This is a genomic window from Fictibacillus sp. 26RED30 (genome assembly GCF_015903845.1).
Taxonomy (GTDB): domain Bacteria; phylum Bacillota; class Bacilli; order Bacillales; family Fictibacillaceae; genus Fictibacillus; species Fictibacillus phosphorivorans.
In genome coordinates, this window is record NZ_JACZDV010000001.1 from 696,441 (window position 1) to 716,155 (window position 19,715).

Annotated in this window: 18 protein-coding genes, 2 tRNA genes and 1 riboswitch; of the genes, 19 read left to right on the forward strand and 1 reads right to left on the reverse strand. The window is 39.6% G+C overall.

Features of this window, described 5'->3' with window-relative positions; translation table 11 throughout:
- The first annotated feature begins 209 nt into the window (after positions 1–209).
- Positions 210–1,961, forward strand: a complete 1,752-nt coding sequence (gene uvrC, locus IHV11_RS03425) for an excinuclease ABC subunit UvrC (protein WP_231620262.1) — start codon at positions 210–212, stop codon at positions 1,959–1,961.
- A 65-nt stretch (positions 1,962–2,026) separates the two neighbouring features.
- Positions 2,027–2,215, forward strand: a riboswitch (Lysine riboswitch).
- 161 nt (positions 2,216–2,376) lie between these two features.
- Positions 2,377–3,615: an aspartate kinase gene (locus IHV11_RS03430; protein WP_197132112.1), complete on the forward strand. Its 1,239-nt coding sequence runs from the start codon at positions 2,377–2,379 to the stop codon at positions 3,613–3,615.
- A gap of 40 nt (positions 3,616–3,655) precedes the next feature.
- On the opposite strand, the gene IHV11_RS03435 is transcribed toward IHV11_RS03430, so the two are convergent.
- Positions 3,656–4,102 carry a YslB family protein gene (locus IHV11_RS03435; RefSeq protein ID WP_197189546.1) on the reverse strand — a complete coding sequence of 149 codons (447 nt, stop codon included), beginning with the start codon at positions 4,100–4,102 and terminating at the stop codon, positions 3,656–3,658.
- A gap of 304 nt (positions 4,103–4,406) precedes the next feature.
- Between IHV11_RS03435 and IHV11_RS03440 the strand changes: the two genes are divergently transcribed.
- The 17 genes from IHV11_RS03440 (at position 4,407) to IHV11_RS03520 (ending at position 19,712) form a co-directional block, all read left to right on the forward strand.
- On the forward strand, positions 4,407–5,015 hold the full coding sequence (locus IHV11_RS03440) for a succinate dehydrogenase cytochrome b558 subunit (protein WP_197131456.1): 609 nt from the start codon (positions 4,407–4,409) through the stop codon (positions 5,013–5,015).
- 15 nt (positions 5,016–5,030) lie between these two features.
- Positions 5,031–6,791, forward strand: a complete 1,761-nt coding sequence (sdhA, locus tag IHV11_RS03445) for a succinate dehydrogenase flavoprotein subunit (protein ID WP_066396656.1) — start codon at positions 5,031–5,033, stop codon at positions 6,789–6,791.
- 2 nt (positions 6,792–6,793) lie between these two features.
- Complete coding sequence (gene sdhB / locus IHV11_RS03450; RefSeq protein WP_144698733.1) at positions 6,794–7,549, forward strand: succinate dehydrogenase iron-sulfur subunit; 756 nt, start codon at positions 6,794–6,796, stop codon at positions 7,547–7,549.
- Positions 7,550–7,651: 102 nt separating this feature from the next.
- Entirely contained in the window at positions 7,652–8,119 is a 468-nt protein-coding gene (locus IHV11_RS03455; RefSeq protein WP_197193692.1) for an acyl-CoA thioesterase, read from the forward strand.
- A 155-nt stretch (positions 8,120–8,274) separates the two neighbouring features.
- Positions 8,275–8,499 (forward strand): helix-turn-helix domain-containing protein, encoded by a 225-nt coding sequence (locus tag IHV11_RS03460; RefSeq protein WP_066243534.1) that lies wholly within the window; start codon positions 8,275–8,277, stop codon positions 8,497–8,499.
- Positions 8,500–8,648: 149 nt separating this feature from the next.
- Positions 8,649–9,503 carry a glucose PTS transporter transcription antiterminator GlcT gene (glcT, locus tag IHV11_RS03465; RefSeq protein ID WP_197189545.1) on the forward strand — a complete coding sequence of 285 codons (855 nt, stop codon included), beginning with the start codon at positions 8,649–8,651 and terminating at the stop codon, positions 9,501–9,503.
- 195 nt (positions 9,504–9,698) lie between these two features.
- Positions 9,699–11,771: a glucose-specific PTS transporter subunit IIBC gene (gene ptsG, locus IHV11_RS03470; protein WP_197193693.1), complete on the forward strand. Its 2,073-nt coding sequence runs from the start codon at positions 9,699–9,701 to the stop codon at positions 11,769–11,771.
- Positions 11,772–11,784: 13 nt separating this feature from the next.
- Positions 11,785–12,051, forward strand: coding sequence for a phosphocarrier protein HPr (locus tag IHV11_RS03475; protein ID WP_066396644.1), 267 nt, complete (start codon positions 11,785–11,787; stop codon positions 12,049–12,051).
- Positions 12,051–13,763, forward strand: coding sequence for a phosphoenolpyruvate--protein phosphotransferase (gene ptsP / locus IHV11_RS03480; RefSeq protein ID WP_197193694.1), 1,713 nt, complete (start codon positions 12,051–12,053; stop codon positions 13,761–13,763). The genes IHV11_RS03475 and ptsP overlap by 1 nt, the downstream gene beginning before the upstream one ends.
- Before the next feature lie 213 nt (positions 13,764–13,976).
- Positions 13,977–14,771, forward strand: a complete 795-nt coding sequence (racE, locus tag IHV11_RS03485; RefSeq protein ID WP_305069349.1) for a glutamate racemase — start codon at positions 13,977–13,979, stop codon at positions 14,769–14,771.
- 196 nt (positions 14,772–14,967) lie between these two features.
- Positions 14,968–16,005, forward strand: a complete 1,038-nt coding sequence (locus IHV11_RS03490; protein ID WP_137790655.1) for a GerMN domain-containing protein — start codon at positions 14,968–14,970, stop codon at positions 16,003–16,005.
- 130 nt (positions 16,006–16,135) lie between these two features.
- Positions 16,136–16,744 carry an XTP/dITP diphosphatase gene (locus IHV11_RS03495; protein ID WP_197193696.1) on the forward strand — a complete coding sequence of 203 codons (609 nt, stop codon included), beginning with the start codon at positions 16,136–16,138 and terminating at the stop codon, positions 16,742–16,744.
- A complete protein-coding gene (locus IHV11_RS03500; protein WP_197189543.1) occupies positions 16,729–17,259 on the forward strand; it encodes a metallophosphoesterase family protein in 531 nt (176 codons plus the stop codon). The genes IHV11_RS03495 and IHV11_RS03500 overlap by 16 nt, the downstream gene beginning before the upstream one ends.
- 81 nt (positions 17,260–17,340) lie before the next feature.
- Positions 17,341–17,414 (forward strand) — tRNA-Gly (locus tag IHV11_RS03505).
- A 188-nt stretch (positions 17,415–17,602) separates the two neighbouring features.
- Positions 17,603–17,679, forward strand: a tRNA-Arg gene (locus IHV11_RS03510).
- Between the two features lie 94 nt (positions 17,680–17,773).
- Positions 17,774–18,742 carry a tyrosine-type recombinase/integrase gene (locus tag IHV11_RS03515; protein ID WP_197193697.1) on the forward strand — a complete coding sequence of 323 codons (969 nt, stop codon included), beginning with the start codon at positions 17,774–17,776 and terminating at the stop codon, positions 18,740–18,742.
- Between the two features lie 160 nt (positions 18,743–18,902).
- The gene (locus tag IHV11_RS03520) at positions 18,903–19,712 is read left to right on the forward strand and encodes a helix-turn-helix domain-containing protein (protein ID WP_197193698.1); all 810 of its coding nucleotides are present in this window, start codon (positions 18,903–18,905) and stop codon (positions 19,710–19,712) included.
- Positions 19,713–19,715 lie beyond the last annotated feature (3 nt).

The following is a 19,715-nucleotide window of genomic DNA, read 5'->3' on the forward strand; positions in this document are numbered from 1 at the left end:
AACCAAAAAAGCCCGTTGCTCGGGCTTTTTTTTGTGCATTTTACAAACTGTTCAATATTTTCTAGGAAATATTGTCGATAAATGAAAATATGTGGTATTGAAATCACGATAGTATTATGAACACGTTGATACATGATATGATAGTAGAAAAGACTGCTATGAGTGAAGGGGGGAAGAAATTGACCTCTATTTCTGTAAAACAAAAATTAATGTTGCTACCAGATCAACCTGGTTGCTATCTTATGAAGAATGAGTTTGGGAAAGTTATTTATGTAGGTAAGGCGAAAGTGTTGAAGAATCGTGTGAAATCTTATTTCTCGGGGACACATGATGGTAAAACTCAAAGACTTGTTAGTGAGATCAGAGATTTTGAATACATTGTAACTTCTACTGAGATGGAAGCATTAGTTCTAGAGATGAATTTAATTAAAAAGCATGACCCTCGTTATAACGTTATGCTAAAAGATGATAAGAGCTATCCATACTTAAAAATCACTGCTGAAAAACAACCAAGACTTCTATATATACGGAAGATAAAAAAAGATGGCGGAAAATATTTTGGTCCGTTTGTGAATGCTTATGCTGCCCAAGAAACGAAAAAGCTTTTAGACCGTATTTTTCCACTTCGTAAATGTGATACGATGCCAAAAAGAGTGTGTTTGTATTATCATATCGGTCAATGTTTAGGTCCTTGCGTATATGATGTTACAGAACAAGAAAATAAACAGATGGTAGATGGCATCGTGAAATTTCTTAATGGCGGCTATCAGGATGTTAAAAATGAGTTGTCAGAAAAGATGCTCGAAGCCTCTGAAGCATTAAATTTTGAACGCGCAAAAGAGCTGCGAGACCAGATACAGCACATTGAAGCTGTTATGGAGAAGCAAAAGATGATGACAGCAGATTTAGTCGATCGAGACGTTTTTGGTTATCATTTCGATAAAGGATGGATGTGTGTACAAGTCTTTTTCATTAGGCAAGGAAAAGTGATTGCTAGAGATATTTCGGTATTCCCTTTTTATGGAGAAGCGAATGAAGACTTGCTAACCTTTATTGGTCAGTTCTATCTGCAAAAAAATCACCTTCTTCCTAAAGAGATTCTCCTTCCACAAGAAGTGGATGCTAATCTTGTATCCGAACTTCTTCAAGTGAAAGTATTGCAGCCGAAAAAAGGACAAAAGAAAGAGCTTGTGGAATTAGCTACTAAAAACGCGTCTTTAGCTCTTCACGAGAAATTTGCCCTGATCGAGCAAGATGAGGCGAGAACGATCAAAGCCGTTGAGAACCTTGGTGAGAGAATTGGGATTGCTGCACCTTATCGTATTGAAGCGTTCGATAACTCGAATATTCATGGAACAGACCCTGTTTCTGCCATGGTTGTTTTTGTTGACGGAAAACCGTACAAAAAGGATTATCGAAAATATAAGATCAAATCTGTGGAAGGTCCAGATGATTATGCTTCCATGAAGGAAGTTGTTCGCAGAAGATATACAAGACTATTGAGGGAAGAAGGAGAGCTTCCTAGTCTTATTCTGATCGATGGCGGAAAAGGGCAAATATCTGCGGCTCAAGATGTATTAGAGAACGAGCTTAACTTATTTATTCCAGTAGCAGGTCTATCGAAAGATGAAAAGCATAGAACCTCACAGCTTTGGATTGGGGATCCTCCTGAAATGATACACTTGGCTCGAAACAGTCAGGAATTCTATCTTCTGCAACGAATTCAAGATGAAGTTCACAGGTTCGCGATCTCCTTCCATCGAAAAGTTCGCTCTAAAAGCATGTTCGAATCAACATTAGACAGCATCGCTGGAATCGGTGACAAACGCAAAAAGATGCTGCTTCGCCACTTTGGATCGTTAAAAAAGTTAAAAGAAGCTTCTGTTGATGAGATTCAAGCAGCAGGTGTGCCTAAACCAGTAGCCGAGCTTATTGAAAAAGCATTTTTATCAAATGAGTAGTTGCAGCTATTGAGTAACTTTGTTAAAATAAATCCAACTTTATAAATATGCCATGCTTCGTATGAAGTGATGGTAGAGGAGCAGGAACCAATAGTAACCCATCTGAAGAGAAGAAGCTCTAGTGATGATGGAGGAAAGGGGATTCTTGCCGAAGTGTAAAAGGACTTCTAGCCTTTTATGCTGGACCTGTATTGAAGAAATACAGAGCTGTCACACAAGTCCCCCCAGGGTTTGTGTGGAGGACTATCTCACGAGGGGGAACAAACTTGGCTTGCTACGGATTATAGCAACAATAGGGTTTTTCCTTATTGTTGCTTTTTTGTATTTACTTTCAAATAAGAAGGTATACGTGCACCGTCAACAAAGTCTTCTAATAAAAGAGATAGAATCTTACAACAAGAAGGGATTGGAGTATATGGGGAGAATCGTTCAAAAATTTGGTGGAACTAGTGTAGGCTCAGTTGAGCGAATACAAAATGTTGCAAAACGAATCATCCATGAAGTAGATGCAGGAAATGAAGTCGTGGTTGTGGTTTCAGCGATGGGCAAAACAACGGATGAACTCGTAAAGCTTGCTACAGATATCAGTCAGAACCCTTCTAAACGGGAAATGGATATGCTACTTACGACTGGTGAACAGATTACGATTGCCTTATTGACGATGGCTCTGCATCAAGAAGGATATAAAGCTCAATCATTAACCGGATGGCAAGCGGGTATTCAAACCGAAGATGCCTTTTCAAATGCAAGAATACTAGACATCGATTCAGAGCGCGTATCTTCTCTATTAAAAGATGGCCATATCGTGGTTGTCGCAGGTTTTCAAGGGCTGATTCCTGAAACAAAGGATATTGCAACGCTTGGTAGAGGTGGATCTGATACAACAGCCGTTGCGCTAGCGGCAGCCTTAAAAGCCGATCGATGTGACATCTATACCGATGTGACGGGTGTATATACGACGGATCCGCGTGTAGTGGATTCAGCTAGAAAACTACCTTCGATCTCTTATGATGAGATGTTAGAGATGGCGAACCTTGGTGCTGGCGTTTTACATCCGAGAGCGGTTGAGTTTGCTAAAAACTATAGTATTACATTAGAAGTAAGGTCTAGCATGAGTGAAGAACGTGGAACATTAGTTGAGGAGGAAGTGTCTATGGAACAAAATTTAATGGTTAGAGGTCTTGCGTTTGAAGGAAACATAACAAAAATTACGGTCTCTTCAGTTCCCAATGAAATACACGCGTTAGCGGAACTGTTTACTATTTTGGCATCGAACGGCATCAATGTAGACATCATCATTCAGAATGTCCTAAATGAAGAAAAAACGAATATTTCGTTCTCGATTGAATCAAACTCATTATCTGCTACACAAGAAGTACTTGCTGCGCATCAAGGGAAATTAGGATTCGAATCGATCAGTTATGAACAAGGTCTTGCAAAAGTGTCAATCGTTGGCTCAGGCATGATCTCAAATCCTGGCGTTGCCGCTAAAATGTTTAAAGCTCTTTCAGACGAAGATATTATGATAAAAATGGTAAGCACTTCTGAGATTAAAGTATCAACCGTCGTGAAACAAGAAGATATGATTAAGTCGATAGAAACGCTGCATGATGTGTTTGAGCTAGATGCTCGTGTTCCCGTTCAGAACACATAGGACCAAACATTGAAAAAAGCCGGCAATACGCCGGCTTTTGTTATTCAATCGTATCTTTTTTGTCCCATTGAACAGTAATAAAAACTTTGTTTCGTTTTGTAGATTCTAAAGCTTCTGTTGTGCATTTTTTTTGTAGCTGAACTTGTTCAGCGAGGAAGCCTGCTTCTAGGCTGAACGTTTGATGATTGAAGTTTTCCATTCGCTGCATGATCAGTTGAGAGTTTAAAGAGAAATTCATCTCAGTTTTCGAAGCTTCGATCATTTCAAGAGTGCCCCAGCCTGCTTCAACAAAAAAAGCGTGAACTTCTTCCATCGTATGTAAAGGATATTTTCTAGCCAAGTGTCTTCCTGCCCAATAGAGAATATTTCGTTCTTGTTTGCCAAGAAGTTCAGGCAACAAATCGCTTCGAAGGATCTCATACCCAAAAGCTGAAACAGAAAGCTGTTCTACAGGGGTGTTATCATCCTTTGTCTTTTGTTTAAACATTCTGCATCCCTTCTTTCTAATTTTTATTATAACGGGAAAGCGGTTTAAACTCTATAGCAACTATCGGTATTTGTCGAAAATCTTAAACCTCCAAAAGCGTTGATGTATCAAGAAAATTTACGTATTTAGTTGTTAGCGTTTTCTTGACGGTGTCAAACGATGGGAGTAAAATGGACATGTTGCTAGTTAATTAAGCTAATTGTTTAACACTCATCCTCTAAAAGAGGAAACTTAAAACGCTTACATGTGGAGAGGAACAAAGATTAGCAGCCAGAGAGAGGCTAAATTTGAAGGGGGCAAGAGAATGGCTGGCAGTAGAGATTTTATTAACAGAAGGATTCATTCATTATTAGGAGTAATTCCGATCGGGATTTTTCTCGTACAGCATTTAGTTGTAAACCATTTTGCAACGAGGGATGCTGAAGCGTTTAACAAAGCGGCGCATTTTATGGAAAGTTTACCTTTTCGTATTTTCCTAGAAACGTTTGTCATCTACTTACCTATTTTGTTTCATGCCGTGTATGGGCTTTACATTACGTTCCAAGCAAAAAACAACGTTACCCGCTATGGCTATTTCCGCAATATGATGTTCCTCGTTCAGCGTGTAACAGGCGTTATCACATTAGTCTTTATCGCTTGGCATGTATGGGAAACACGTGTACAAGCTGCGTTGGGACAAGAAGTAAACTTTGATATGATGGCAGACATCTTAAGCTCTCCATTCATGGTTGTCTTCTATCTTGTTGGTGTTTTATCAGCAGTATTCCATTTTGCTAACGGATTATGGTCGTTCTTTGTCAGCTGGGGCCTTACAGTTTCGCCTCGTTCACAGAAAATTTCAACATACGTAACAATGGGTGTATTTGTTGCACTTGCTATTGTTAGCGTAAGAACAATCTTTGCATTTATTTAAAAGGGGTGAGACAAATTGAGTAATCAAAAAATAATTGTTGTTGGCGGAGGTCTCGCCGGTTTAATGGCTACGATCAAAGCAGCTGAAGCTGGTGTGAACGTTGACCTCTTTTCAGTTGTTCCAGTAAAACGTTCGCATTCTGTTTGTGCTCAAGGTGGTATAAACGGTGCTGTAAATACAAAAGGTGAAGGAGATTCACCGTGGGAGCATTTTGATGACTCTGTATACGGTGGAGACTTCTTAGCAAACCAACCTCCAGTTAAAGCAATGTGTGACGCAGCGCCAGGAATCATTCATTTAATGGACCGTATGGGTGTTATGTTTAATAGAACTCCTGAAGGTTTACTTGACTTCCGTCGTTTCGGAGGAACACAGCATCATCGTACTGCATTTGCTGGTGCTACAACGGGTCAGCAGTTATTGTATGCACTTGATGAGCAAGTTCGTCGTCATGAGGTTGCAGGTCTAGTAACGAAATATGAAGGATGGGAATTCTTATCTGCCATTATTGATGACGAAGGACAATGTAGAGGAATCACCGCACAAAACTTGAAAACGATGGAGATCGTAAGTTTTCCTGCAGATGCAGTTATTATGGCGACTGGCGGACCTGGAATCATTTTCGGTAAGTCGACTAACTCTGTTATTAACACAGGTGGAGCAGCATCAGCTCTTTATCAGCAAGGTGTTTATTATGCGAATGGTGAGTTCATTCAAATTCACCCGACGGCCATACCTGGCGATGACAAGCTTCGTTTAATGAGTGAATCTGCACGTGGTGAAGGTGGACGTGTTTGGACATATAAAGACGGAAAGCCTTGGTACTTCCTAGAAGAGAAGTATCCAGCATACGGTAACCTTGTTCCTCGTGACATCGCTACACGTGAAATCTTCCACGTGTGTGTTGATCTGAAGCTAGGAATCAATGGTGAGAACATGGTATATCTTGATCTTTCACACAAAGATCCTAAAGAGCTTGATATCAAACTTGGTGGAATCATTGAGATCTACGAAAAGTTCATGGGAGATGACCCACGTAAAGTTCCTATGAAAATCTTCCCTGCTGTTCACTATTCAATGGGTGGCATGTGGGTTGATTATGATCAGATGACGAACATTCCAGGCCTTTTTGCAGCTGGTGAGTGTGAATATCAGTATCATGGTGCTAATAGATTAGGAGCTAACTCGCTGCTTTCAGCTATTTTTGGCGGCATGGAAGCTGGTCCGTCGGCTGTACGATACATTAGAGGATTAGAAAAAACAGTTGAGGATGTACCTTCTACTGTATTTGATAACCAAGTGAAAAAAGACCAAGAAGTATACAACAATATTCTATCTATGGATGGAACTGAGAACGCTTATGTGATCCATAAAGAACTTGGAGAATGGATGACAGACAACGTAACGGTTGTAAGATACAACGATAAGTTAAAACAAACAGATGAAAAGATTCAAGAATTGATGCAGCGTTATAAAAACATCAATATTAACGATACTTCCAAGTGGAGCAATCAAGGTGCATCATTTACGCGTCAGCTATGGCACATGCTTCAGCTAGCTCGTGTTATTACACTCGGTGCTCTTAACCGTGATGAAAGCCGTGGAGCCCATTATAAACCGGACTTCCCTGAACGTAATGATGAGCAATGGTTAAAAACAACAAAAGCGAAATTCAATCCAACAACGAACGGACCAGAATTCGAGTATGAAGAAGTAGATGTTTCGCTAATCCAGCCACGTAAACGTGACTATTCTAAGAAGAAGGCAGGGGTGTAAGAATGAGCACAAAAATGGTGAAATTCGTCATCTCAAGACAGGATAACCCAGAAACTGCCCCATATTTAGAAGAGTTTGAGATTCCTCATCGTCCAAACATGAACGTAATATCTGCTCTTATGGAAATTCGTAGAAACCCTGTTAACGCTAAAGGGGAAGCTACGACTCCCGTCACTTGGGAGATGGGTTGTTTAGAAGAAGTTTGTGGAGCTTGTTCCATGGTGATCAACGGAAAGCCTAGACAATCTTGTACGGCGCTTGTTGATCAGTTAGAACAGCCGATTCGTCTTGAACCAATGAAAACATTTCCGGTTGTCCGTGATTTGGCGATCGATAGAAGTAGAATGTTTGATGCACTTAAACGAGTTAAAGCTTGGATTCCAATCGATGGCACGTACGACCTTGGACCAGGACCTCGTATGCCTGAGACTAAGCGTCAGTGGGCATATGAACTTTCAAAATGTATGACTTGTGGTGTTTGTTTAGAAGCATGTCCGAACGTAAATACGAACTCGGACTTTATCGGACCAGCGCCTTTATCTCAAGTTCGTTTATTTAATGCTCACCCAACTGGTGAGATGAATAAAGAAGAGCGCTTGAACGCGATCATGGATGACGGAGGGCTTGCAGAGTGCGGTAACTCTCAAAACTGTGTGCAGTCTTGTCCTAAAGGAATTCCTTTGACAACATCAATCGCTGCACTAAACCGTGATACAAGCTTCCAAGCTTTCAAGAACTTCTTTGGCAGTGATCGTTAAAGTATCATAAAGAGCTTCTCTCATCAGGGAGAAGCTTTTTTTAAAAACAAATAACTGAATAGCGATTCATTAAATATCTGTATAAGAAAGGCGGTAAAGAAATTGGCTAGGCAAGATTACATATCAAATATGGATGATTGGCAGAAGGGCTTTTCTTTTTATCACGAATTGCAAGTACGTTTTGGTGAGATTGACGGATTTGGCCACGTGAACAATACGAATATCTTTACTTATATGGAAGAATCACGAATCGCGATGTTTAAAGAACTGGGTTTGATGACTGACTGGGGTGCTCCAGATTCAGAAGAGATTCCAGTTGTGGCAGACCTTCAATGTGACTATTTGGCTCAGATCATGTACGATGAAAAATTAAAAGTATATGTGAAAATAAATGAAGTAGGCTCGTCTTCCATCGACATACACTATTTAGGCATAAATGAGAAGAAGATTCCTGTATTTACAGGGAGAGGTGCTATCGTACAGATTTCAAGACGAAATGGACGCCCCGTAAAGTGGAATGAAGAGCTGAAAAACCAACTAAATAATTTTTCTAAAGAAGCCCATCTATGAAAATGGGCTTTTTTTTATGGTTTATCCGTAATATTCTTCATACTTTTTAAATGAACCAAGTCACTCCCATCTGATTCTTTACATACTATATGTTGACTAAATACTTCCAATATTCGTTGGCGGTTCCTAAACCCTAGCAAGGAGGGGTGAATTCATTGAAAGATAAACACTACCGACCGAAGCCTCTACTTACAAAAAGAGAGAGAGAAGTTTTCGAACTACTAGTTCAAGATAAGACCACAAAAGAAATTGCGGAACAATTATTCATTAGTGAGAAAACAGTTCGTAACCATATTTCGAATACCATGCAAAAGCTTGGGGTTAAAGGACGCTCTCAAGCCGTTGTAGAGTTATTGAGGCTTGGAGAACTCGAGATTTAGTCAGAAAGCGGCTTTCATTGTGAAAGCCGTTTTCAGTTTGATTATGCAGCAGGTAAAAAGTGTAATTGATTTTTCTAACAGTTTTCCGCTATGATGAAAGTTATGATGTTAGTGGTTTATGGACCTAAATGAAAAAGGTGAAAAAATTCATGAACAAAAGCCTGCAAGTAAAAAAAGTTCTAAATAATAATGTGGTTATTGCCATTGATTCCTTCGATGAAGAAAGAATTGTTATTGGCAAAGGGATCGGCTTCGGCAAGAAACCAGGTGAAGAGATCCTTCCTAAGCAAGTGGACAAGTTATTTGTATTGAGAGATGAAAACGAACAAGAACAATATAAAACGTTATTAAATTCGATAGATGAAAAGATTGTAGAATTGATCAATGATGTAATTGTTCACATACGAACTCGTTTTGAGAATGAGTTAAACGAACATATACATGTTGCGTTAACCGACCATATTACATTTGCAATCAAACGATTAGAACAGAATATGGATATCAAAAACCCATTTTTAACTGAAACACAAACATTGTATCCGAAAGAATATACTGTCGCTGAAGAAGCGATCGAAATCATAAATAAATCGTTAGGGATTCATCTTCCTGAAGGGGAGATCGGTTTTGTTGCACTTCATATTCACAGTGCTATTACGAATAAAAGTGTAACTGATATAAAGAAACACTCAGAGCTCATCAACACTTTGATGCAGATGATCCAACATTCATTAGACCTTACGATCGATACGAAAAGCATCAATTATTTACGTCTTGTTCGTCATCTAAGGCATGCGATAGAACGGGTCTCTATGGGTGATATCATGGAAGAGCAAGAAAAGTTAGCAAAAGTGTTGAAAGAAGAATATCCTTTATGCTACAATTTGGCGTGGAAGTTGATTAAGGTTATGCAAAATACCTTACAAAAACCCGTGCCCCATGCAGAAGCAGTATATTTGACAATGCATTTGCAAAGGCTTTCGCGTTATGACAATGAAGACAAATGATAAATGAATATAGAACAACTCGTTTTTACGTGTTACTGATTCGATCAGGCATAAGTAAGAAACAAAAGTGTAGCAGATGCTTAATTAGGATATATTAATTCTGATTAGGGATTTACTCATGTTTCTTATTTATGTCTTTTTTTGTTTGATGCGAAAGTAAATGGAAGGGTTATCATAATAAAAGGAGGACTTCTTATGTGGAAAAAATTATTTGGTGTTCTTCAACGCGTAGGTAAAGCGCTTATGCTGCCGGTTGCGATCTTGCCAGCTGCAGGTCTCTTGCTTGCCTTTGGTAATGCGTTTAAAAACCCAGCGTTGATTGAAAGAATACCTGCATTAGATGCAGCATGGTTCCAGCTTGTTGCAGACGTAATGGAGAAATCGGGAGACATTGTTTTTGCTAATTTATCCTTACTGTTTGCCGTTGGTGTTGCCGTCGGTCTTGCAGGCGGTGAAGGTGTAGCAGGATTAGCAGCAATTATTGGTTACTTGATCATGAACGTAACCATGAGCGTTATCGAAGGGGTAACGCCGGATATGATCGGAAAAGATCCTTCTTTTGCGAACGTACTGGGTATTCCAACACTTCAGACGGGAGTGTTTGGAGGTATCATCGTCGGTATCTTAGCCTCCTATCTTTATAAGAGGTTCTATAACATCGAACTTCCTCAATACTTAGGATTCTTTGCTGGAAAACGTTTTGTACCGATTGTTACTGCAGTTTCTGCTTTAGCACTGGGTATTGTTATGACGTTCATCTGGCCACCTGTACAGCATGGACTTAATACGTTCTCTGAAAGCATGATCAATTCGAACTTGACGGTCGCAGCATTTATCTTTGGTGTGATCGAACGTTCATTGATTCCTTTTGGACTACATCATATTTTCTACTCGCCGTTCTGGTTTGAGTTCGGCTCTTATAAATCTGCAGCAGAAGGACTTGTTCGTGGTGACCAAGCGATCTTCTTTGCACAATTAAAAGATAACGTTGAATTAACAGCAGGAACTTTTATGACTGGTAAGTTCCCGTTCATGATGTTCGGCCTTCCAGCTGCAGCATTAGCTATGTATCACGAAGCACGACCTGAACAAAAGAAAATAGTAGCGGGTATCATGGGTTCTGCTGCGTTGACTTCTTTCTTAACAGGAATCACGGAGCCGCTTGAGTTTACTTTCTTATTTGTTGCTCCAGTATTATTTGGAATTCATGCTATTTTCGCAGGTCTTTCTTTTATGGTTATGCACATTTTAAATGTTAAAATAGGTATGACTTTCTCTGGTGGTGTAATTGACTACTTATTGTTCGGAGTACTTCCTAACCGTACAGACTGGTGGCTAGTAATTCCTGTAGGTCTCGTATTTGCAGTGATCTATTACTTTGGTTTCCGTTTTGCGATCCGTAAATGGAACCTTAAGACACCAGGACGAGAAATCGTGGATGACGAAGTTGAAACGAATGTTGGACCGTCCAATAAAGATTCACTAGCAGCGAATATTTTAGAGGGATTAGGCGGAGAGTCCAATATCTCTAACCTTGACGCTTGTATCACTCGATTAAGAGTTTCTGTAAATGATCCTAAGGAAGTGGACAAGGATCGATTGAAAAAACTCGGAGCTTCTGGCGTTCTTGAAATGGGTAATAACATTCAAGCGATCTTTGGAACTCGTTCAGATACGATTAAGAGTGAAATTCAAGATATTATCAGTGGTAAGACTGTAGCTAAACCGAAGAATTCAGAGAAAACGCCTGAACAAGGAAAAGTTGTTGAAACAAACAATGCTGGCGCTACACCAACTTCATCGATTTCTACAGATGATGATCGTTTTGTTTCTCCGATTAAAGGGAAAATACTTCCGATCACTGAAGTTCCTGACCAAGTTTTCTCAGGTAAAATGATGGGTGATGGATTTGCGATTGAACCAGCAGAAGGTTTGGTGGTTTCACCTGTTAATGGTAAGATAATGAATATCTTCCCGACAAAACATGCCATCGGTATTGAGTCAGATTCAGGCAAAGAAATTCTCATCCACTTTGGTATCGATACAGTGAAACTGAAAGGTGAAGGTTTTGAGAGCTTTGTTTCTGAAGGCGACAGAGTTAAGATCGGTCAAAAGATTTTAAAGGTTGACCTGAACTTTGTTAAGGAAAACGCACCATCCGTAATCACACCGATTGTTTTCACGAATCTATCGGATGAAACAGTTTCAGTCGAAAAAACAGGAACTGTGGCTATAGAGGAAGAAAATATTATTACATTCAAAAAATAAAGGGGTAATTATCATGGCAGAAAAAACATTCAAAGTAACTAGCGAATCAGGAATTCACGCACGTCCAGCAACAACTTTAGTTAACCAAGCAGGTCAGTTCAGCTCAGATATTACACTTGACTACAACGGAAAGAGCGTTAACTTAAAATCAATCATGGGCGTAATGAGCCTAGGGATCCAACAAGGATCTTCAATCGTGATCAAAGCAGAAGGTTCAGATGCAGATGAAGCAATCGCTGCACTAGAAAACGTAATGAAAAAGGAAGGGCTTGGTGAGTAATGTCTGAAAAAATTTCAGGTATTGCAGCATCAGCCGGCATCGCAATCGCAAAAGCGTTTGTTCTTCAAAATCCTGAATTAACGATCGAAAGAAAATCGATTTCAGATTCAGCGAGTGAGATCGATCGTTTTGAAGCAGCGCTTAACGTTTCCAAAGAGGAACTTTCTGTTATAAAAGAAAAAGCGAACAAAGAGTTAGGCGAAGATAAGGCAGCGATTTTTGCTGCCCATCTTCTTGTTTTGAGCGATCCAGAACTAGTTGATGCTGTAAAACAAAAGATTGAGAATGAAAAAGTTAACGCTGAAGCAGCAATGGACGATGTTTCATCCATGTTCATCAATATGTTTGAATCCATGGATAACGAATACATGAAAGAGCGTGCGGCAGATATTCGTGACGTTTCAAAACGAGTTTTAGCACACTTGTTAAATGTGACGTTTACTACACCTGCGAGTATTACAGAAGAGGTTGTCATCTTAGCAGAAGATTTAACTCCTTCTGACACGGCTCAATTAAACCGTAATTTTGTTAAAGGTTTTGCAACTGACATTGGAGGGAGAACTTCTCACTCAGCAATCATGTCTCGTTCAATGGAAATTCCTGCAGTAGTAGGAACGAAGACAATTACGGAAAACGTTGAGAACGGCGTAATGGTAATTATCGACGGTCTGGATGGACATGTAATCGTGAATCCTACTGAAGATGAAATCGCTACGTATGAAGAAAAACAAAAACAATATCAAAAGCAAAAAGCGGAATGGGCAAAGCTAGTGAATGAAAAAACATTCTCAAGCGATTCTGTTCAAGTTGAGCTTGCGGCTAATATTGGAACACCAGCTGATGTAAAAGGTGTTCTAGAGAACGGTGCAGAAGGCGTTGGTTTATACCGTACAGAGTTCCTTTACATGGGCCGTGATCAACTTCCTACTGAAGAAGAGCAGTTCAAGGCATATAGTGAAGTGCTTCAAAAGATGGAAGGTAAACCAGTAGTCATCCGTACACTCGATATTGGTGGAGATAAGGAACTTCCTTATTTAAATCTTCCGAAAGAGTTAAATCCTTTCTTAGGATTCCGAGCGATTCGTCTTTGCTTAGAAGAGCAAGACATTTTCCGTACTCAACTTAGAGCACTTCTTCGCGCAAGCCAATATGGGAACTTGAAAATCATGTTCCCGATGATTGCAACACTTGGAGAATTCCGTGCTGCTAAAGCTATATTGTTAGAGGAAAAAGAAAAGCTCATTTCTGAGGGAATTGAAGTTTCAGAATCCATTGAAGTAGGTATCATGGTGGAAATTCCATCAACAGCCGTAATGGCAGATACTTTTGCTAAAGAAGTTGACTTCTTCAGCATCGGTACAAACGATTTGATTCAATATACGATGGCTGCAGATCGTATGAACGAACAAGTTTCTTACTTGTATCAGCCGTACAATCCAGCAATCTTAAGATTAGTAAAAATGGTTATCGATGCAGCTCATAAAGAAGGTAAATGGGCTGGTATGTGTGGAGAGATGGCAGGCGATCCGATCGCAATTCCAATTCTTCTTGGCCTTGGTCTCGATGAATTCTCAATGAGTGCTACATCTGTACTTCCTGCTCGTAGTCAGATTCTCGGTCTGTCTAAAGAAAAGATCAGTGCACACATGGATGAAGTTCTACAAATGGAAACAATGGAAGACGTTGTGAAGTTTGCAGAAGAAAATTTCTAAAGTAAAAAAAAGACTATGGGGAAAATTTCCATAGTCTTTTTCTATAGATGTTGAGTTAATAGGGTTGGACACGGGAGTGGTTGATTTCCGCTCCTGGTTGCTCGCTTTTAAAACATTCCATTAACGAATGGTCTTGCAATTTCATAAAAATATTAGCAGAATAGAAAACAGTGATTTAACGCCAGTATGTATATAGAGATGAGGCGATGTTTTTTGAATAGACCCATTGGAGTCATTGATTCAGGAGTGGGAGGTTTAACGGTAGCAAGAGAGATCATGAAACAGCTACCAAAAGAAGAGATTATCTACTTAGGAGACACGAAAAGGTGTCCGTATGGCCCGAGACCATTTGAAGAAGTTAGGGCTTATACTTGGGAAATGATTGACTTTCTTTTAGAACAGGAGATTAAGATGCTCGTTATCGCCTGTAATACAGCTACTGCAGCAGTTTTAGAAGAAGCGAAGAGAAAGTTAGACATTCCTGTCTTAGGAGTTATCCATCCAGGTGCTCGTTCCGCTTTAAAAGCGACGAAAAATAATCATGTCGGTGTAATAGGGACAGTCGGGACAGTCGATAGTGGTGCTTATAAACAGGCGCTAACACAGATTCGTAACGATGTAATCGTAGAAAGTTTAGCATGCCCGTTGTTCGTTCCGCTTGTTGAACAAGGTAAGTTATCTGGTGAAGAGACATTAAGTGCAGTTTCAGAAACTTTATATCCACTTAAGGATCTTTCTATCGATACGTTAATTCTGGGATGCACTCATTACCCATTGTTAAGACCAATCATTCAGCAAGTGATGGGTGAACATATCACGTTGATCTGTTCAGGTGCAGAAACTGCGCGTGAAGTTTCAGTCATCCTCGACCATAGCAACCTCTTAAATACAGAAGATGCTAAACCGATGCATCGATTCTTAGCTACAGCAGAGAGCAATCATTTCTTAGAGATCGCTAACCATTGGCTAGACCGCAAGATTGAAAAAGTAGAATGTATTAAGTTGTAGTTTTCAAAGAGCACGAATTTAGGTAACCTCATATTGAGAATATTGAAGTGAAAAGAGCAGAATCCATTTAGGGATTCTGCTCTTTTCATTTAATTAAAGCCAGTCTTCTTTATTTTTTGTACAAGTGGTCTAACGGGAGAGGATAGCTCGTATACATAGTAGTACAAACCACTTGAGGAGGGAAAGTATGCGCAAAATGATGAAGTCAGGAGCACCGCTTATCATATTATCAGCTTCATTGCTGGTATCAGGTTGCGGACTATGGGGAGAGAAAGCAGGAAATGAGCTTGATCCCCCTAAAGTGAATTACGTGAAAGAAGGTCAGTCGCTCGATAAGAAAGACAAAGCGGCGAGTGCAGAGCAAACGAATAAGCGGCAACTGTTTTTATTCGACAGCAACGGGATGGTTGTTCCGCAAGTTCTTGCTCTTCCAAAGAACGATGAAACGGCTAAACAAGTATTGCAGTATCTTGTAAAAGACGGCCCTGTAAGCAATCTGCTTCCTAACGGTTTTCAAGCTGTTCTGCCAGCTGATACAGAAGTGTTATCGGTAAATATCAAAAAGGGGACAGCTACGGCAAATTTTTCAAAGGAATTTACAGAGTATAATGCAGCGGATGAAATGAAGATCTTGCAAGCTATTACATTCACACTTACTCAGTTTGACAACATTAAGAAAGTTAAAATACAAATCGCAGGAAAGAACCAAAATTCAATGCCTGTTAATAATACACCAGTTGGTGACGGTGTGAGTCGTGTTGACGGGATAAATCTCGAAAATGGCAGTGTGGCAGATATCACGAATAGTGAACTCGTAACTCTCTATTTCTTGGCACAGACACAGGATCAAACGTATTATGTACCTGTAACGCGTCGAGTTGCAAAAGAGGGGACAGATAAAGTAACAGCAACGATCGAACACCTAATTGATGGCCCATCTGCTGAGAGCAGCCTTCTAACAGATTTTAGAACAGATGTGAAACTGTTGAGTACACCTGTCGTCAAAGATGGTGTTGTTACACTAAACTTCAATGGAGCTTTACTGGACAACAAAGAAGAAAGCATGATTGCAGATGAAGTATTAAATTCGATTGTTCTTTCTCTTACAGAACTATCTGAAGTGAAGAAAGTAGCGATTAAAGTGGACGGGAAGTCAAAGATCTTTAATGAAAAAGGGAAAGAACTCACCGCTCCAGTTTCAAGACCTAAAGAAGTAAATACAGGTGAATTTTAAAATCAAATAGGTTGTGATACAGTAAAGAGGCGAGATATTCGTCTCTTTTTTGTTTTGTCCATATTTATAATAGGAATTTACATAATCATTCACTATGTTAAGATCTACTTTTATCGGAGGAATAAACCACATGAAAATTTTAGTTGCAACGAAAAATAGAGGTAAAGCTAAAGAATTTCAATCGATGTTAGGAAGTCTTGGCGTTGAGATTCTCTCTTTAAACGATATTGAAGGAAGTCCTGACGTTGAAGAAACTGGAGTCACTTTTGAAGAGAACGCTATTTTAAAAGCTGAAACCATCTCTAAACAGATGAATATTCCTGTTATCGCGGATGACTCAGGATTAGAGATCCATGCTTTAGAAGGACGACCTGGCGTTTATTCAGCTAGGTATGCAGGTATACATAAAAGTGATGAAGAGAACATGAACAAAGTCTTAGAAGAACTTCAGAATGTTGAAGATAACGATAGAAACGCTCAGTTTGTATGTGCTTTGGCTTTTGCGAGACCTCAAAAAGAAACGCTAGTTGTAAAAGGGGAGTGTAAAGGTCAGATTTTAAGAGAAAAAAAGGGAACGGAAGGTTTCGGGTATGATCCGATTTTCTTTCTTCCTCAATTAAATCGTTCGATGGCAGAGTTAGCAAAAGAAGAAAAAAAAAAAATTAGTCATAGAGCAATAGCTTTGGAAAAACTAAAAAAACTGATCAATGAGGAGGATCTCTTATGGGAAAAGCCTTAATCGTTAGTGATAGTCACGGGTTAACAGATGAGTTAGAAACATTAAAGAGCCGCTATCAAAATGAAGTAGATCTTATGATTCATTGCGGTGATTCAGAGCTTTCGACATCATCTAAAGAAATGTCTGGATTTGTAACGGTTAAAGGTAATATGGATTATTTAGGCGATGATTTTCCTAACGAAGCCATTGAGCTGTTGGGAGATACTTGTATATATATAACACATGGTCATTTATACGATGTAAAAATGTCTTATCTTTCACTAGCATACAGGGCAGAGGAAACAGGTGCAGCAATTGCTTGTTTTGGGCATTCACACGTAGCTGAAGCCTTTGAACGTGAGGGAATGATCTTTATCAATCCTGGGAGTATCAGGCTGCCTAGAGGTTCTTTTGAAAAGACATATGCGTTGTTGGAGATTGAAGATAATAGGATATCGGTAAGTTTTTATTCACTCAATGGTATACGTATCGATCAGTTAAGTAGAACATTTGAAAAAAAAACAGTTAGAAAATAAAAAAGATGAGAAAATGGGTTGACTATAATTTAGATATCATGTATATTTAGTTATGTCGTCGCGACAAGGTCTAAATTGTCTGCGGGTGTAGTTTAGTGGTAAAACAAGAGCCTTCCAAGCTCTGGTCGTGAGTTCGATTCTCATCACCCGCTCCATTTGTTTTTCTCACGTTCAAATGGTCCATGAAAAGTTACATCTGAAGTTAACAGATCTTACAATTAAAATGCATGATAAAAATATATTTGTATCCACAGTCGACGGGTGGAACAAATCACTGTGTGCCCGCAGCGCATGGTAATTGCGGAAAGCGCCATTACTATGCGAAAGGGGCTCCAATACATATGTCCCAGTAGCTCAGCCGGATAGAGCATACGCCTTCTAAGCGTACGGTCGGGAGTTCGAATCTCTCCTGGGACGCCATAATACGATTAAAAACGTTGATATAACGCCTTTTAATACGTTGGATTGATACGGTCATTGAATCGGTCAACTAGCGAATTAGGAGGCGTTTTTTGTGTCTAAACGTAAGCCGTCTTTACACGTTAAAGCCGATTTAACTGGCGTATTCAGCGCCCAACCAAATACACGTAACACAACCGCACTTACCCTCGAAAAAGCGTTATCGATAGTTCTGCGTCATATGCACGCTTCAGGACTACGTGAGCGAACGATGAATGACTACGAACTACACGTCAGTCACTTCGCTAAGATAACCGAAGTTAAAAACCTCGAAGATATAAACACCGATCATATATACGAATGGCTATCGTCTATGAACGTTAGTAACCAAACGAAACTCACCCGTTTAAAATGCCTTAAAGCGTTTCTAAGCCGTTGTTTTGATAACGGATGGATAACCGTGAATTACTGGCGAAACGTCCGTATTAAAGTGGACAACCCCGTTAAAGAAGGCGCTACAGAACGTGAAATTCGTATGTTGCTGTCCTTTCTCGACCTAACCAAATTCGTAGAGTTACGAGATGCTACGGCTATTTTATTGATGTATCAAACAGGGATACGTATCGGTACCTTAACCAATTTAAAAACAAAACACATAGATATTGACGCTCAAACATTGAAGATAGATGGCGGGATTCTGAAAAATCACCAATCTATACATTTACCTTTTGACGATACACTCGCGAGGCTGATCGATGTTCTAATCACGCAAAACGAGTTAGTAAGAAAAGCAGCGCGTACAAATAACGATTTACTTTTTATTACGAAAAATGGTGGACGTATTGCAACTAGTCCAACAAACAACAACCTCATAAAAAGATTAGGGAAGTACGCTAAGGATTTCGGTCTAAAGAATATTAATCCTCATGCGTTAAGACGTGGATTTGCGAAGAACTTATTAGGTAAGGGTGCGAACATTGCTCTTATATCTAAAGCGTTAGGACACAGTGATATTGCCGTGACGACACGATATTTACACCTGGATAAAGAAGAAGTGGCTAATAGTTTACGTAATTACTTGTAAAACAAAAATAAAAAAAAAGACAGAGAAAAGCCGGTGCGCTAACACCGACCCATCCCTACATATAAAGAACTTGCCTTTATTTTACATGGAATCTGTTACGGTTTCAAGTGATTTAAAGAATGGGTATTGCTTTTCTCCGGTCATATTCGGAGGGGTATTCGTGGAATGGACGTATGACCAATATCGTGAGCATCAGTCGTTTAACACGCTCGCAGACTTAAACGAAGCTGTTCGGCAGCATCTTTATTTCAACGCGTCATCATTAACTAAAACGGCTGTAACCGTACTTAAGACTCTATCACGGTATAGCTGCGTAGTATTAGGCGTTTCATGGCTAAAGGTTGCTACGTTGGCTAAAGCAATCGATAAGTCGGAGAAGACCGTTAGGAGAGCGCTAAAGTTACTCGATGAGCTTAACGTGATTAACCGAATACCTACGATAAGAAAACAAGGCGGTAGGGGTTACGATATATGCGTGATTACAACGATTGACCAGTCGGAAATGTCCAGGCGTGTTGAGTCCGAAACTGCATGTGAGAGTAAGAACGAAAAGGGTATTGAACTTAAAGAAACCTTAATATCTAAAACTAAAATAATACGTAAGCACGACTTAAATCATACATATGTCTCTGAATCGGTCCCACAACCGTTTACTAAACTTGTGCGCTGTTTTTGGGACAACGCTAAGACAATAGAAGAATACTGGCGAATGGCGTTAATAGCGAACTACAAGGCGTATGACACGAACGCTTTATTAGACGTGGCTATTTCTGCATTTAAACAAATGATCGGTAAATTAAAGTCGGGGGCAATTCGTAAGAAACCTATCGGGTACTATTACGGGGTGGTTAACGCTAAATTGGACGAGATGTATTACGATGAGCTTTACGATATGGAATTCGGAATTAACGCAACAACGCGCGAGACTAACGAATATCTAGCGAGATTAACACGCAAAAACGTTGGTTAACCT

Coding starts and splice junctions, on each gene's coding strand:
- uvrC (WP_231620262.1), top strand. CDS start 210: ATGTTGCTACCAGATCAACCTGGTTGCTATCTTATGAAGAATGAGTTT.
- IHV11_RS03430 (WP_197132112.1), top strand. CDS start 2,377: ATGGGGAGAATCGTTCAAAAATTTGGTGGAACTAGTGTAGGCTCAGTT.
- IHV11_RS03435 (WP_197189546.1), bottom strand. CDS start 4,102: ATGTTTAAACAAAAGACAAAGGATGATAACACCCCTGTAGAACAGCTT.
- IHV11_RS03440 (WP_197131456.1), top strand. CDS start 4,407: ATGGCTGGCAGTAGAGATTTTATTAACAGAAGGATTCATTCATTATTA.
- sdhB (WP_144698733.1), top strand. CDS start 6,794: ATGAGCACAAAAATGGTGAAATTCGTCATCTCAAGACAGGATAACCCA.
- glcT (WP_197189545.1), top strand. CDS start 8,649: ATGAACAAAAGCCTGCAAGTAAAAAAAGTTCTAAATAATAATGTGGTT.
- ptsG (WP_197193693.1), top strand. CDS start 9,699: ATGTGGAAAAAATTATTTGGTGTTCTTCAACGCGTAGGTAAAGCGCTT.
- IHV11_RS03475 (WP_066396644.1), top strand. CDS start 11,785: ATGGCAGAAAAAACATTCAAAGTAACTAGCGAATCAGGAATTCACGCA.
- ptsP (WP_197193694.1), top strand. CDS start 12,051: ATGTCTGAAAAAATTTCAGGTATTGCAGCATCAGCCGGCATCGCAATC.
- IHV11_RS03490 (WP_137790655.1), top strand. CDS start 14,968: ATGATGAAGTCAGGAGCACCGCTTATCATATTATCAGCTTCATTGCTG.
- IHV11_RS03495 (WP_197193696.1), top strand. CDS start 16,136: ATGAAAATTTTAGTTGCAACGAAAAATAGAGGTAAAGCTAAAGAATTT.
- IHV11_RS03500 (WP_197189543.1), top strand. CDS start 16,729: ATGGGAAAAGCCTTAATCGTTAGTGATAGTCACGGGTTAACAGATGAG.